The following is a 14405-nucleotide window of genomic DNA, read 5'->3' on the forward strand; positions in this document are numbered from 1 at the left end:
AAAAGAGATTGCCACGCTATCTGCGGAACAGAAGGCTCGCAATGAGAGCAGGGTTCTTGCCCCGCTAGGGAAGGAATTGCCACTAAAACCTATACCCATTGGATGCAAGCGATAGCGAAGCAATCTCTTCTTGAGTCTCTAAAGAGTAGAGATTGCGGAGAGCAAAGCGACAAGGCAATGTCTCTTTTGCCATTGCAAGCCTGACCGCGAATAGTGGTCAGGTTTAGCCAAATTTCGGTTTTTTTGTGGTCTTTAAGAGATTGCCACGCCTGCCTTAGGCGGGCTCGCAATTCTTTTTTCCTCTCTAAAAGAAATTAATTTCGTCTTTATGCTCCTCGGAAATAAAATAAGGAATTAAAAACCTTGCCAATAATTAGGGTATTCTGTATAATTCAACTTGGTCGGGGCGTGGCGCAGTGGAAGCGCACTGGCATGGGGGGCCAGGGGTCCCGGGTTCAAGTCCCGGCGCCCCGACCATCTATATATAAGGAGGCGATAAAATATGTCCAGTTCACTTCCCTCTGGCTTGATGGTTTTTCTTTTAATCCTCTTATTAGCCTCTTTAATGGGGAACGCAGGTGTGGTAGACGAATTCATCATAACATATTGGTGTGGACCCCCCTTGAAGGAAACAACCCTGGAAAGATACAAAGAGATAAAAGATGCAGGTTTTAACATTGCAGCGGTTTCCATTGACGGTGCCTTTAAAAAGGAAGATAATCTGCGCCTCCTTGATATCGCTAAAGAAGTGGGATTGAAATGCGTAATTGCTGACCAACGCCTTACTTGGGACATCGCTAGCAAACCAAATTGGGAGAAAATTGTGGACGAGGTGATTAAAGATTATTCCTCTCATCCTGCCCTCCATGGCTATTTCATAATGGATGAACCAAATGCCTCTCATTTTCCTCTACTCGCAAAAGTTGTATCGTATATAAAGGAAAAGGACCCTAAGCATATCGCTTACATCAATCTCTTTCCCGATTACGCTACCCCAGAACAGCTCGGCACACCCACTTATAAAGACCATGTTGACCTATTCATCCGAACTGTCAAACCCCAGCTATTATCTTATGATTATTACACCTTTCTTCAAGGTGGGGATAGGGAGACATTCTTTGAAAATCTAAGGGTTGTTAAGGAAGCAAGCGAGAAGGCAAGGATTCCTTTCATTGTAGTGATACAGATGGTAACCCATGGTCCATATAGGGATTTAACAAAAGGGGAGATAGCCTGGCAAGCCTACAATTGTTTGGCTTATGGGGCTAAGGGAATTTGCTACTTCACCTATTGGACACCTCCAGATGACCCAGTTTGGCACTGGAGAAACGGAATCATCAGCTGGGATGGAAAAAGAACCGCTCACTATGAGGAAGTTAAGGAAGTAAACAGTGAGGTTAAAGTTTTAGGCGATTTCTTAAACAAACTTAAATCCATAGATGCTTATCATACGGGGAAGGTTCCAAGGGGAGGCAAGCCTTTGCCGGTGGGGACTCCGATAAAAAGAGTGGAAGGTGGGGATGCCACTCTCGGCTTTTTCAAGGATAAAAACGGAACAATTTATTGCCTTGTTGTGAATATGGATTACAGGAATCCAAAGGAATTCAAGATATATACCGAAAGAAAGCCGAAATTATTCAATCTGAAAACGAGGAAATGGCGAGATAAGAGTTTAAAGAAGGAAGAAGGCATTGGATATTTTGAATTGACATTGCCTGCTGGAAGCGGTGCTTTGTTGAAATTCTGATTTACATCTCAAAGCCAACGAGCTTCATTTGGAGCTTGATGATATTGCCTCTTTTCTGCCAGGATATCCCCGGCTCCAAACAGTGTAGCTTTTTATAAAGGGAAATAAATAGGTCATATAGTTTCCCCTCTTTTAAATCCTCAACCCAATCCATTTCAAATTTCCAGTTCCCCATATCCCTTGATAATGACAAGCGAGCGTAAGAGGGCAATTCTTCCTTATCGAAGAGAAAGGGAGTTGAGCCTCCCAAAGCTTGATAACCAAGAGAGAGGATTGTCTTATTGCTTCTCGTTTCCCTCCCGATTGAAATTTCCCCTCCCACGCTTCTATATCTGGAATCATCGCTATAAAATGAGCAAAAGCTGTTGAGCGAGATTTTCAAAGAAGTATTTTCACTCAAGGACTTCTCTAAAACTGGTTGGGAGAGAGAAAGGCGGAGACGAGTAGCGTGCTTATTTGTTGGCTCTTCAGAGAATCTTCCAAAAGAATAAGAAAAGCCTTTCCTTTGAAAGAGTAGATGTGGGCTCTCGCTGATGAAGATTGGGGAAGTTCTTTTACCGGTTATCTCTTCATACCTGCTGAGATTTAAATATATGGAAGGTGTAAGGGGAATAGAAGCTTTCCCCGACAATCCCATCTTTTGCAAATAACCAATCTTTACTTTAGTGGTATCTTCTCTGAAGGGTAGGGAAAATGTTGTGCTCAATGATAAGCCTGTTGTTTTGCTGTAGCTTATGCGGGGCAGCTCTAATGCTCCCTCTTCTAATCTATCTTTTGGGTTTAAGGAGAAGCGTAGGGTTGGGAGGGAGAAAATTTTTGTATCGCCGAGGAGGAGGGATGCGCCCTTTACGGTGACTTTTCTTTTCGTTCCCACGATAGGGTAGGACAAGTATTTTGCGGAAATTCTGTAATGAGGATGAGGTAGCTCACAGGTTGTGAGATAGGCGTTCTGCATTATTATTTTATTTTTCTCAATTGAAAGATTTGAGGCGGAGAAGAAGATTCCTTGATATTCAACATGAGCGTTTTTAATAGAACCAACTTGAGCTTCCCAAAGAAGCTCAAGTTGGTCTCCCTCTAAGATGAGATTATTTTGAGGATTTGGGAAAGATAACGCAGTTAAGAAGATAATCCCCCATAAGGCAACGAGACGCATTAAGTGAAAGGGGGATTTTAAGGCTTTACATCGATGACAGCGGATATGCCTACCCCACTAACTCTTTGCAGATTCGTTATCTTCCCTCTTTCCTTTATAGGGACGAGCGCCTTTACCCTGAACATTTCGTTGTGGAAATTTCCCTCTATTTGGGCTACAGCCTGCACCTCAGCGACCTTATCCTTTGGACCGCTTACCTGAGCGGCGCCGACATAAAGGGCTTTCCCAACGCTTATAATAGGGACGACCTTAGTTGCTTCCGTGACGGGCAACTTCTCGTTCATCATCAGCTTGTTGATGAAATCGTTCAGCTGACCTGAAAATTTATCCACGAGGAGAGCGATAGCTCCGCCCACTATGGCTTTCTTGAAGATTCCGCCCAAATCAAGGGCGTAAGAGGAAGCGACAAAGGTGATGATTAGGAACAAGGCGATTAAGGGGATGAGAAATTTTCTCATCAGGAACACCTCCTTTTTTAATTTTTAAAAAAAGGAGGGGGAACCCTTTAAGGGTTCCCCCTCCTTGCATAGCTTCGGCTTTTAGAACTTCACCGAGACCTGCGTCACAATCAGGTCGCCCTTCTGCTCAGGCGCAGCACCCCACTTCAGGTCTATGTTTTGATAGAGTAGCTTCAGAGCAGCGTCCTTGCCGAGCTCATAGGACACGCCGACGGTGAGGTATCCAAGCTTATCCTCGGCTCCAGCGGTCGGCTTGTACTGTTTGTATTCATAACCGAGCTGGAGACCTATCTTGGAAGTGAGGGCGTACTTGACCTCAGCGAGATAGTGGTTGATCTTATCACCGGCGGATGCTCCTTTGTCGATTTCGTAGAATGCGCCGTGGATGTTCAGCGCGAGATTCTTCAAGCCCGTCCAGGAGATGTCGCCGTATGCGCCCTTGATGTTATTGAGATTTCTCTCCCAGAGGATTCTCTCCCAATAACCAGGGGTCATGAAGTTCTGCTCGACCTGCTTGTATCCAGCCTTCACCTTTATATCATCTGTCACTGCGTAGGCAACAGCGACATCATATGCGTTATTATCCTCGTCTATGTCCAAAGCGCCGGTATCATCCTTAGCTCTCATCTGAGCCCATTCGCCGACAATTGAGAGGTTCTTGACCGGCGGAGCGATGACGATGTTCGCGCCGTAAACATCAACATATGGGTTGACCAATCCTGCTCCAGAGAGACCAGCCCTATAATAGGTGACTCCGAGCGACGGAATCAGCTCTATCAGGTTGGGGAGCTCAATCCTAGCGCCAGCGAATTGGTAAACAGTGACATCTTCATCAGGAACAACGATTCGCAGGTCGGCAGGTCCCTTATTTGTTGCGGCGAAGAGGCTGACCTTTGCGGGCTTGACATCCACATCCAGCTTTCCACCGGAGACGATGTAGTTGCCCTCGTCAAACTTCGGAATAACCGTGTAGACATCGGGGTCCGCGAGCTTCAGCGTGTATGGAGTGAGCTGGAAGGGGAACTTACCGACCGTTAGCTTGGCGTTCTCCATAGGAGTGGTCGTGAGGTAGAGCTTGTAGATGGTGGCGGTATCGGCTGCGGAAGCCATCTTGGAAGGATTTGTCCAATCCCTTCCCCAAATGGCGAGAGAGATGTCGGTCGTATCGTTGACCTTGAAGCCCATATTCACATCAGCGTCATAGCCAGCGAATAGATTTCTGAGCATTTTGTCATTGGGTTTAAGAGCTACGCCATTGAGGTCTATTGGTGGATTTTTTACATCCTTCGGCTTCTCGCCCCTAACAATATAGGTGGCGAAACCGGAGACGGAGAACTTGCCTACCCTCTCCTCAAGGGCGACCACCCTCTGGGTCAGGGCGTCAAGGTCCTTGCGCATCTCGTCAACATCTACGCCCAAAGTTGCCAACTCATCCCTGAACTCGTTTATCAGCCTGCGCAGCGTCTGAATGTCCTCGGGGCTTATCTGGATAGCCGCAACCTTCTGCTGGAGAGCCGCTACCTGGTTGCGAACAGCCTCAAGCTCCGCCTTGGTGGCAGCCTGTTGTAGCTGCTGTTCAACGGCGGAGAGCCTGTTCACCAGGTCAGCGGGAACGCCTCCAGGGGCTGCCTTCTCCAATGCTGCAACCCGGGACTTGAGGTCGTTTATGGCGTTCTGAATGGAGGTCAGATTAACCTCGGGTGGAGTGACTTCCGCTTTGATGCGCTCAAGGGCATTCCTCAAAGCGCAGGCAAATTCGTAGCGAGTGAGGGGTCTATCGCCCTTGAAGTAGCCATCGGGATAGCCGACGATGATGCCCTTCTCAGCGAGCGTCGCTACGGCGTCGTAAGCCCAGTGGTCCCAGGGGACATCGGGGAAGGTCTGGGCTACCAGAGAGCCCAAGCCAAACACCAACGCCAATGCCAAAACTACAGCTAACTTCTTCATACTTCATCCCTCCTTGGGATTTTGTTTTGCCCTTCCCTCCCAAGGAAATCGGAGCCAAGGTATCCTCGTTTCCCTTTGCCCTTTTCCTCAAGAGGTACGGGCTTTTCTAAACCATCCTCTCTTCGGGAGTGGAGACTCCCAAGAAGTCTTTTTCACCTCCTTTCTATCGCCTCCCTCCCTTCCCAAGAGGATGATTTATTCTCTCTTAAATTGTAAAGAAGCAACAATATCAAGTCAAGCAAATTCTTCAATCTTCAATTAATTAGACTACAATAGGTGCAAAAAGTTACATCATCCAATTCAAAATATAGCTTCAAATCGCAAATCCGTCAATACTTTTTTCAATTTAAATTTTAAATCGCTCTTCGTCTTGGTCAATAGTTTTCAAGAATCGCTCGCCAATGATTTGGGCGGAAAGGTCATCAACGGGACGAGCGGGAAGGTTAAGCCATTTCCTTACCAACCAAATCAACCCTTTCCTCTTTTCCTCCTCAAAATATCTCCTCTTTGCCTCCTCCGTCGTCCCTCTCTCCTCTATAAGAACAACTTTTTCTTTCAGCCCTTTTTCCTCCATAAATTTATATATCGCCTTCCATCCCGTCCCTTTACCTAAAACAACCCTCTCCATCGTTTTAAATTTTATCATAAAGTCTGCCAATTTGTCAATAGGAAAAATTCCCTTCTCAACCACTTTATCTCCATTGAAAATCGCATATCCGATTTTTTCTTTCCCCGGGTCGAGGGCGATTATCTTCATCTATGAGCTTGCCTCGCTCACCTGCAGGGTTATGGAAAGGGGATTGGCGCTATATATGCGCTTCGTGGCGACCGCTTTCAGCAGGACCTTCCCTCTATTCTCTTTAACGCTCGCTATCGTGTTTATTATGTCCTTCAAGGAAAGCTCTCCCACGGTTTCATCTTCTCCGGGAATCAAACCCCTTTCTAAAGCCTTTTCCCTCACATCTTTCCTCAAAAAAGCGATGACCTTCTCCAAAAGCTCACTCTCTGAACTTCTCCCATCCAAAATAGTCGTAGCGATGACCTCCCCTTTGTCAAAAACTAAGGAATTTCTATAAAGCTCCAAGTCGCAAACGATTTGTTCGCCTTTGGTGAAATTGCGCAGAGCGACGAGCCGTGCTACAACGCTACCCTGCATCTGAGAGAGCTTCATTGCAACTCCCTCAAGAACCGATTCCTCGGGAAATACATAGATGCCATCTCGTCCCTCAATAAACTTCATTAGAGATACTGCCTTTCCATCGGCTCCTGTTCCCGCTCCCTTCTTTATCGCCTCATCACTCGCCAACTTTATGAGAGACCTGAGGCTTACCTTTATCCTATCAGCCGGACGCCCACATTCTATAATTCCTCTTATAACTTCCTTCCCCTTTGGATAGATTAATTCCCTTCCCAGTACCTCACCATAATAGCTCGCCACCGCTAAAACTTCCTGTTCCTTCTTAGCTAATTCTCCTCTTAAACTCTCGTTTTGCACTCTCAATTGCTCTAAATCCCTCTCCAAGTTATCCCTTTCTGCCCTCAGCTTCGCCACTGTATTGGATAACTCCTTTCTCGTAGCTTCAAGATTCCTCAATTCGTTCGTTAGGCGCTGTATCTCCCCTTGGGTATCCCTTAGTCTTTGTGCGTAAGTCGTTAGTTCCTTTTTGTTTTTTTCCAGTTCGTTTTTGCTCTCCTCAAGCGCTGTCAAAGCTTTGCGGTACTCAATGCTTATACTCGCAAGCTCCCTTTTTGTTTTTCCCAATTCGTTTGTCAATCTCCTAAGTTCTTTTCCAGCCTTATCAAGATAGCTTTCCAATCTCTTCTTTGCGTTCATAAGGGATGAAACTTTAAAGGAAAGCTGGGAGAGCTTTTCGCTCTGCTCTTTAGCTTTCTTTTCCACTTTTGAGAGCTGTTCGTTTCTTTCTGCTATTTCCTTTGTTAACTTTGCTTGGGTTTTGCGAAGCTTCGCAACCTCTTTCTCCAATGTGTTTCTTTCCTGAAGTAGGCTTTCTACGCCGAATAGGGCAACGCGAACGGGGTAGGAGAATTTGCTCAGAACCAATAAAGTAAAGAGGGAGATGAAGATGCCCGTTATGACGCTGAAGACTATGGCGGTGTAGCGGGGTCTCAGTCGGATGAGGCTTACTCGCTTTTTTCCGAGTTTTCTTCCCAGGAAGTCGCCAAGAAAGGCGATGAGCCCGCTAACTAAGAGCAGCATTCCGATGAGAAGCCAGCTATACATATTTCATCACTCCCATTTTAAATGGGTTTAAATAATTATAAAGACAGGACAGGATTTTGTAAAAATGCCAAGAACAGGGTTTTAAAGGCTTGTCAGTAATTTAATTGTTATTGTGAGCGATATTGATGCAATACTATAGAGATTGCCACGCCCGCCTTCGGCGGGCTCTCATCTATGGTTTAGGTTTTAGCGACAATTCCTCCCGTAGCGGGGTAAGAACCCCACTGTCATTGCGAGCCTTCTGCGAAGCAGAAGGCTCGCAATCTCGTATTAAATCATAGAGAAGGAATGAAATTGTCAGGTTCTCTTTTGTCGGACTCGCGTCTTTGGCTATAGATTTTTATATGAACATTTTGTTTTTCGTTATTTTAAATCCACCATATTTTTCAAAAACCTTTACCCATGCCAGCAATGCCAGACTTTTAAGCTCTTCAAAAGACGAGATTGCCACGGGCTCCCGTAGGGAGCCCTCGCAATTACGGAAAGACGGAGACCTGCCCCGGCTTCCCTTTGGAGGGTGATGGCAAAGAAAGGATGACCTTCCAGCCTTTGGTTGGCTTCCCTCATTTAGGGGAGCGGGTGAGGAGAAGGATTCCCGCTATTAAGCCCAATATATTAGGCAAGTAAGCGGAAACATAGGGATTTAATAGCCCCTTCTCCCCAATGATAGCGGTGTAATGCCAGACAATGTAGTAAACGAATATCACAATAACGCTCAATCCCACCCCTATGCTCTTCCCTTTATATGGCTTCAAGCCGAAGGGGACACCCAATAAAGCGAGCACCAAAGCGGCGAAGGGGTCGGCGAGCTTTCTGTGAAGCTGAACGATTAAATGGGAATAACGCTCGCCCATCAACTTCAAGTGTCTTATATAAGAGGAAAGCTGGCGAAAGGACATATCTTCCGGCTTAATACTTCCCATCGCCAATTCCTCAGGCGAGCGAGGGAAAAGAACCTCTTTCTCTTTGAACTCTACACGAGATAGATTTTCTCCTCCCAAACTCCTTATTTCCCCCTCTTTGAACAACCACTTGCTTCCCTCCCAAACCGCACTCTTCGCCGAGAGAACTGTTGAGGGCTTTCCTCGCCAGAATTCAATCGCCACAACTCCTTCTAAAATTCCTTTCTCGGGGATGAGGCGTTTAGCATAGAGGACAAACTGCACCTCCCCGTTTCTCTCTTGCTTAGCCACGATGTTCTCCCTTTCCCCTCCGGTCCTGCTGATCTCCCTCTCTATCTCCGTAACCCTTTTATTGGCAAAGGGAACGATATATTCATTGAAAGCGAGGGCTGTTAAGCTAACTATTATGGAGAAAAGAGCGATTGGCAAAATCACTTTCCAAAGGCTTAAACCGGCGGTGAAGAAGGCGACTGTTTCGCCATCGCTTGAGAATCTGCCTAATCCCAGAATGACGCCTAGGAGGGTAGCCATGGGGAGGACGAGGACGAAAATGGGAGCAAGTCCGTAGATAAAAAGTTGAAAAGCTTGCAAGAGAGTGGCATTTCGCTCAACGAGAAGCTTCGTTATCTCAAAGAGGAATTTCCCTCCGATGAAAACGAGGAGAAAGATGGCGACGCCGAAGAAAAAGGGGCGAAGGAGCTCGGTTATTATATATCTCGTGAGGATTCTCATCTCATATCTCAAACCTTTCTCCGAGATAGAACTTCCTCGCCAATGGGTCTTTGGTCAATTTATCCGCCGGTCCCTCTGTCAATATCCTCCCTTGATAGATGATATAAGAGCGGTCTGTTATGGAGAGGGTATCACGAACATTGTGGTCTGTGAGAAGTATGCCGAGATTCTTGCTCTTCAAAACGGTTATTATCCTTTTTAATTCCTCAACCGCAATGGGGTCAACTCCTGTGAACGGCTCATCAAGGAGGATGAATTGGGGATTGCCGGCCATAGCCCTTGCTACCTCAACCCTTCGCCTTTCCCCTCCCGATAAGTCTTGTCCTCTGCTCTTCCTTATATGAGTGAGGGAGAATTCCTCAAGAAGCTGGTCAACGACTTCTTTTTTATTCTTAACGCCTCTTGCCTCCAGAACCAATAGGAGGTTCTCTTCAACGGTCAATCTGCGAAATATAGATGGTTCTTGGGCGAGATAGCCGATGCCGAGAAGCGCTCTTTTGAACATGGGCCATTTCGTTATGTCCTTGTCTCCAAAGTAGACCTTTCCTTCATTTGGCTTGATTAGCCCGATTATCATATAGAAGGTCGTCGTCTTTCCCGCTCCATTCGGTCCCAAAAGACCTACCACTTCCCCTCTGTTTATCACCAGAGAAACCCCATCCACCACTCTCCGTCTTCCATATATCTTTACAAGCCCTTCCGTCCTTATCATTTCTGACCTTGAACTTGGGAGGGTAGGGGAAATTCAAGATGGACATTCCCCTCCGCTTTCAAGCTCTTCTTCTCCATATCAACGCTTATCTTGTCAGCCTTAATCAAAGAAGTCCCCTCTCTATCGGACCTCATCACCTTCGCCTCGGCTCCTCCCTCTAATAAGAGGATGTTATTTCCCATCAGCGTAGCTCTCTCCGCCTTTCCCTCTATTTCCTGTTTAATATTTCCCCTCAAAACTTGAACAATCTTTAACAAAACGCTTCCCTCGGCGACTACCTTATCTATGTTTCCCTTTTCGTTCAAATAGACTGTTATCTTTTTAGCCTGCGCCTGAGTATCGGGAAGAGTTAGGGTTGGATTGGGGTAAGCTGTTAATGTGTTCTTATCCCAATCTATATCTATCTTATCAGCCCTGAGGATTCCTTGAGGGAGCTTAGCCTCCTTGGGCTGGACCAAAGTGAGACCACAGGTTAGCAGGAGGGAATAGAGAAAAAACTTTCTCATCGCTTTTGCCTCCTTTTTAATTCTATTTTAACAACTGCTCCATTATTTAGCATTCCCCTTTTCAATCCCCAATCCGCAGTGAATTCCTTCCCCTCAATTGATAACTCACCCCATTTCAGATGGACATCCTTTCCTTTTATCTTCTTTTCCTTAAATGAAACCTCAATATAATCGCAGGAGATATCGCTTTTCCTTTTTACCTCCTTCAGATTGCCTCCCTTATCTAAAATCAGAAAACCCTTCTTTGGCTCATAAATAGCTGAGGGAGCGGATAGCTCCGCGAAGGGCTGCCCTTTCTCATATAGTGTGGATTTGACTCCCTGAAGCAGTATCCTTTCTTCTTCCCCCTTGCTTGCACTAGCCCAAATCTCCAACAGCTTTTTACCCTGAGAATCTGTTTCAAGGAAGTGAGCCTTTTCAAGGGACACGGTTAGCTTTTCCTCCTTCCCGGGCTGGGGAGGTTGCTGAACTTCTTTCTTCCCTCCACAACCAGCTATCAGGAGAAGAAGCGATATTTGAATAAGGTATATAGCGCCTTGAATCCGTCTTTCCAATTGACCTTCTTCCCTTCCTTTTTAGTGCGAGGGGTATAGGATATGGGAATTTCCCTTATCCTTAAACCCCTCTTCCCTATCTTAGCTGTTACTTCAGGACAGAATTCAAATCCCTTGCATTTCAAATCAAGGGATTTAAGAAGCGAGGTCTTGAAAGCCTTATAACAGGTAGCTTCATCCGTTAAGCGTCTTCCTAAGAGTAGGCTTGCCGTTAGGGCGAGGATTTTATTGGCGATGAAATTGAGGGGACGCATCCTCGGTCTTCCCCTGAGGAAGCGTGAGCCATAAACGACGCTTTCCTTTCCCTCTAAAATCGGTTTCAAAAGGGTCGGCAACTCGGAGGGATTGTATTCCAAATCCGCATCCTGTATTACCACTGCCTCTCCTTGAACATAAGGGAGAGCTGCTCTTATCGCCGCTCCCTTGCCGAAGTTGCGTGGTAGGGAGATTATGCGGATTTCCGGGTCTTTTATCTCCTTCAAAATCTCCTTCGTTCCATCCGTTGAGCCATCATCAACGATGATGATTTCCTTATCCAAAGGGACTTCCTTCAATCTCCTTACGAGTTCCCTAATAGTTTTCTCCTCATTGTAAACGGGCACGATTATGGATACCTTCACAGCTTTTCTATCCATCCCTTTATTCTTCCCCTTTCAAACTCTATGAGCCAGCAGTGCTTGGCATAACAGCCCGAATGGAATATGTAGCTATTATTGATAACGATGGGCTCCCTTAACAATATGTGATTATGACCGCCCAGAATTAAGCTTTCCCTTTCTATCTCTTTCGCCAGCATTATATCCCTTGCGATTCCCAGATGGGTTAGAAAGATAAAGAAATCCACATCTTCTCTCAATTCCTCAGTGAGTTTTATGGCGCAAGGGATGGGTTCCGAGAATTGAAGGAAGGGAAAGCGCCTCCAAAATCCCCTCACTTGGGGAAGCGTTAACCCGATTATTGCGATTCTGTAGCCGTCTATTTCAATTTTCAAAAAGGGAAGAATTGAATTGAAATTATTTGGAATGAGATTAGCCGAGAGGTGGTGGAAATTTGCATCCCTTAGTTTCCATCTGAGGAGGGATTTGATAGGGTGGAATTCCCTATTTCCCACTGCCCCGGCTGTATAGCCTGCGAGGCTCATCAGTCTTAGGGTTCTCTCGCGCCAGCGAATATCCAAATTTCCCGCTGATAGGGCGTCTCCTGAATCCAATAGGATTGCTCCCCGCTTTTTAAAGTTGAGGAGTTTCTTGACTTTTTCAGGGGAGAGTTTTCCGTGCATATCTGATGTATGGATTATGAGCACTACTCCTCCAGTTCTTCAAGGAAGAGCCTGCGAGCTTCCTCGTATTTCCCCTGTTTTCGCAGGATTTCCTCAATTGCTTCCCTCACAGCTCCCTTTCCGCCCTCTTTTGAGAGGAGCAAATCGGCTCTTTCCTTTATTTCCTTGCTTGCGTTTCCTACAGCTATCTTTAATCCCGCGAGGATGTAGGCGGGATAATCGTTCAAATCGTCCGCTATATAGGCGATTTCTTCGCTGGATAGCTTGAGCTTTTTACAAGCCTCCCTGAGCGCCCTTGCTTTCCCCCTCGCTCCCTGAACGAGGAAATCCACTCCCAATTCTTTCGCCCTTCTCTCAACTACGGGAGAATTTCTTCCCGTTATCCAGATGATGAGGAGTCCCGCCTTCTTGGCTAGGGAGATGCCGAGACCATCTTGGGCGTTGAAGACCTTGGCTTCATTGCCTACGGAGTCATAGATAATGCCGCCGTCGGTCAACACGCCGTCAACATCCATAACGAGAGCCTTTATGCTTTTTATTATGGGAAGGTGAAAATCTTTTCTCCATTTAGCCATTTAAAAAATTTTATCAAAAAATGGGAAGTTTAACAAAGGAAGGAAGAGTAGGTGGAGAAATCCTTTTATCTATTTGCGGTAATATCCGTTTTAGTTTTTGCTTGGTGTGGAGATTGCCACGCCCGCCTTCGGCGGGCGTGCGATAACTAAATCTTACTCCCTCAACAGGAGAAACAAAGTGGATAAGGGCGGAAGAGTGCCTTCCCATAGAGCGGTTCCCAATTCAACTGAATGGGTTTCCGCAACCTCTAATCTCTCCGATTTGGGATTGTCTATAAAACTAGAATGCTGGGAATCTATCCGATAAACTTCCATTCTTCCTTTTCTTAGCGGGAGATTTCTGATGATGACTCTCAATTGCTTTTCTCTTTCGCTTTCGTTCCATATCACCACTCCTACCTTTTCCTTATCGCTTCCCGCCAAAACTCCCACCTCGCCGTCCCTCAAATCGTATTTACAGGCTTCCTTCGGAAGGAGCCTTTGATAGATATAAAAGGCGTTGAATATAGCCTTGCGATGAAGGTCGTTCGTCAGCAATCCCAGAGCATCGTCAATCCACTGCGCCCAATAGACCTTTCTCAAAAGCGGATAGTATCCCAACATCTTTTTCAAATCACGGAAAAACGCTGACGCTGCCTGATATCTGCTCACGGGCGCAAGTAAGCCGAACTCGTTAAAGGAAGCGTATTCGCTCAGGTAGATGGGAATATCGTCCCTGATGAGGCTTTTAGCCCAGTCCAAATGTCTGATTAAGGTCTCTGGTCCATAGGCGTGGATGGATATGAAGTCCACTCTCCCTCCCGAGGAGAGGATAGCTTGGTTGTAAGCTTGATTCCACGCCACACCCGCCCCACCAACACTTGCTTTGCAATCGCCCTCTAACAATCCCTCCACGGCGAATTTATACACCTTGGAGTAGATAGATGGGTCGCCATAGAAGAAATCCTTCCAGCCATTATGACCCAAATCCGGCTCGTTCCATATTTCATAGGAAGCGTGAAGCCCGAGCTCGGCGAGATGCTTGGCGAAAAGCTTGCAGACATATCGCCAGGCGATGAGAGAAGAGGGTGGGTCTTTCCAAGCTTCCCATCCCTCAAGGGATTTAAGGGGGTTGGGGCAATATGAGATAACGAATAGGGGATGGATTTTGAGGTTTCGGAGAGCTGAGAAGAAGGGGTCAAGGGGCGAGAAGTCGCACTTTATTTTCCCAAGGGAACCGCTTATACAATCAAAAGCAAGGGCATCCGGCTTGCCCCAACCGAGTTCATAGCGAAGGTCTTTAATTCCTATTTCCTGAAGGAGAGGGAGGGAGCGGAGGAGTTTATCAAGTGGTTGGAGGGGAGTTTGATAAACTCCCAAGAAATCCTTTGGAAAGGTTTGACCAGTTTTCAAATTTGCAAAGACTTCTATCTCTGTGGCATCCGCTCTTAGAATGGGGATAGAAGGAATCAAGAGTAATAATAGGAAACCCAACATGTTTTGCCACTTTTTCATAGATGATATTTATTAAACTAATTCTAAAAATTTTAAAGGGCAAGTGTAAAATTTTCTCTCTTGCTTGTGTATTTTCCCCTCATTAAAATGATAGAAAATCC

General features: G+C 46.1%; 14 protein-coding genes and 1 tRNA gene. 2 read left to right on the top strand and 13 right to left on the bottom strand.

From position 1 onward, the window contains the following. The first annotated feature begins 402 nt into the window (after nt 1-402). Both H5T88_00125 and H5T88_00130 read left to right on the top strand, forming a co-directional pair. Nucleotides 403-477, top strand: a tRNA-Pro gene (locus H5T88_00125). Nucleotides 478-502: 25 nt separating this feature from the next. Next, nucleotides 503-1747, top strand: a complete 1245-nt coding sequence (locus H5T88_00130) for a hypothetical protein (GenBank protein ID MBC7328746.1) — start codon at nt 503-505, stop codon at nt 1745-1747. A gap of 1 nt (nt 1748) precedes the next feature. Here H5T88_00130 and H5T88_00135 read toward each other — a convergent pair whose 3' ends face one another. The 13 genes from H5T88_00135 to H5T88_00195 form a co-directional block, all read right to left on the bottom strand. Then, a complete protein-coding gene (locus H5T88_00135; protein MBC7328747.1) occupies nt 1749-2903 on the bottom strand; it encodes a hypothetical protein in 1155 nt (384 codons plus the stop codon). A 17-nt stretch (nt 2904-2920) separates the two neighbouring features. Beyond that, nucleotides 2921-3361 carry a hypothetical protein gene (locus H5T88_00140; GenBank protein MBC7328748.1) on the bottom strand — a complete coding sequence of 147 codons (441 nt, stop codon included), beginning with the start codon at nt 3359-3361 and terminating at the stop codon, nt 2921-2923. A gap of 81 nt (nt 3362-3442) precedes the next feature. Further along, nucleotides 3443-5308 carry an S-layer homology domain-containing protein gene (locus tag H5T88_00145; GenBank protein MBC7328749.1) on the bottom strand — a complete coding sequence of 622 codons (1866 nt, stop codon included), beginning with the start codon at nt 5306-5308 and terminating at the stop codon, nt 3443-3445. A gap of 346 nt (nt 5309-5654) precedes the next feature. Then, nucleotides 5655-6065: a hypothetical protein gene (locus tag H5T88_00150; protein ID MBC7328750.1), complete on the bottom strand. Its 411-nt coding sequence runs from the start codon at nt 6063-6065 to the stop codon at nt 5655-5657. Continuing rightward, nucleotides 6066-7550 carry a DUF3084 domain-containing protein gene (locus tag H5T88_00155; GenBank protein MBC7328751.1) on the bottom strand — a complete coding sequence of 495 codons (1485 nt, stop codon included), beginning with the start codon at nt 7548-7550 and terminating at the stop codon, nt 6066-6068. It abuts the gene before it with no gap. 563 nt (nt 7551-8113) lie between these two features. Continuing rightward, complete coding sequence (locus H5T88_00160) at nt 8114-9196, bottom strand: LptF/LptG family permease (GenBank protein MBC7328752.1); 1083 nt, start codon at nt 9194-9196, stop codon at nt 8114-8116. Beyond that, nucleotides 9186-9896: an LPS export ABC transporter ATP-binding protein gene (gene lptB / locus H5T88_00165; GenBank protein MBC7328753.1), complete on the bottom strand. Its 711-nt coding sequence runs from the start codon at nt 9894-9896 to the stop codon at nt 9186-9188. Before lptB ends, H5T88_00160 begins: the two co-directional genes overlap by 11 nt. Then, nucleotides 9893-10402, bottom strand: a complete 510-nt coding sequence (locus tag H5T88_00170) for a hypothetical protein (GenBank protein MBC7328754.1) — start codon at nt 10400-10402, stop codon at nt 9893-9895. Before H5T88_00170 ends, lptB begins: the two co-directional genes overlap by 4 nt. Then, on the bottom strand, nt 10399-10956 hold the full coding sequence (gene lptC / locus H5T88_00175; GenBank protein ID MBC7328755.1) for an LPS export ABC transporter periplasmic protein LptC: 558 nt from the start codon (nt 10954-10956) through the stop codon (nt 10399-10401). The genes H5T88_00170 and lptC overlap by 4 nt, the downstream gene beginning before the upstream one ends. Beyond that, nucleotides 10899-11576, bottom strand: a complete 678-nt coding sequence (locus H5T88_00180; protein MBC7328756.1) for a glycosyltransferase family 2 protein — start codon at nt 11574-11576, stop codon at nt 10899-10901. Before H5T88_00180 ends, lptC begins: the two co-directional genes overlap by 58 nt. Beyond that, on the bottom strand, nt 11573-12259 hold the full coding sequence (locus tag H5T88_00185) for a metallophosphoesterase (protein ID MBC7328757.1): 687 nt from the start codon (nt 12257-12259) through the stop codon (nt 11573-11575). The genes H5T88_00180 and H5T88_00185 overlap by 4 nt, the downstream gene beginning before the upstream one ends. Continuing rightward, nucleotides 12259-12810, bottom strand: coding sequence for an HAD hydrolase family protein (locus tag H5T88_00190; protein ID MBC7328758.1), 552 nt, complete (start codon nt 12808-12810; stop codon nt 12259-12261). The genes H5T88_00185 and H5T88_00190 overlap by 1 nt, the downstream gene beginning before the upstream one ends. Nucleotides 12811-12963: 153 nt before the next feature. Next, a complete protein-coding gene (locus H5T88_00195; GenBank protein MBC7328759.1) occupies nt 12964-14304 on the bottom strand; it encodes a hypothetical protein in 1341 nt (446 codons plus the stop codon). Nucleotides 14305-14405: the final 101 nt, after the last annotated feature.

This window comes from bacterium, from assembly GCA_014360495.1.
Taxonomy (GTDB): Bacteria; Armatimonadota; JACIXR01; order JACIXR01; family JACIXR01; genus JACIXR01.

Coding starts and splice junctions, on each gene's coding strand:
- H5T88_00130 (MBC7328746.1), top strand. CDS start 503: ATGTCCAGTTCACTTCCCTCTGGCTTGATGGTTTTTCTTTTAATCCTC.
- H5T88_00135 (MBC7328747.1), bottom strand. CDS start 2,903: ATGCGTCTCGTTGCCTTATGGGGGATTATCTTCTTAACTGCGTTATCT.
- H5T88_00140 (MBC7328748.1), bottom strand. CDS start 3,361: ATGAGAAAATTTCTCATCCCCTTAATCGCCTTGTTCCTAATCATCACC.
- H5T88_00145 (MBC7328749.1), bottom strand. CDS start 5,308: ATGAAGAAGTTAGCTGTAGTTTTGGCATTGGCGTTGGTGTTTGGCTTG.
- H5T88_00150 (MBC7328750.1), bottom strand. CDS start 6,065: ATGAAGATAATCGCCCTCGACCCGGGGAAAGAAAAAATCGGATATGCG.
- H5T88_00155 (MBC7328751.1), bottom strand. CDS start 7,550: ATGTATAGCTGGCTTCTCATCGGAATGCTGCTCTTAGTTAGCGGGCTC.
- lptB (MBC7328753.1), bottom strand. CDS start 9,896: ATGATAAGGACGGAAGGGCTTGTAAAGATATATGGAAGACGGAGAGTG.
- H5T88_00170 (MBC7328754.1), bottom strand. CDS start 10,402: ATGAGAAAGTTTTTTCTCTATTCCCTCCTGCTAACCTGTGGTCTCACT.
- H5T88_00190 (MBC7328758.1), bottom strand. CDS start 12,810: ATGGCTAAATGGAGAAAAGATTTTCACCTTCCCATAATAAAAAGCATA.
- H5T88_00195 (MBC7328759.1), bottom strand. CDS start 14,304: ATGAAAAAGTGGCAAAACATGTTGGGTTTCCTATTATTACTCTTGATT.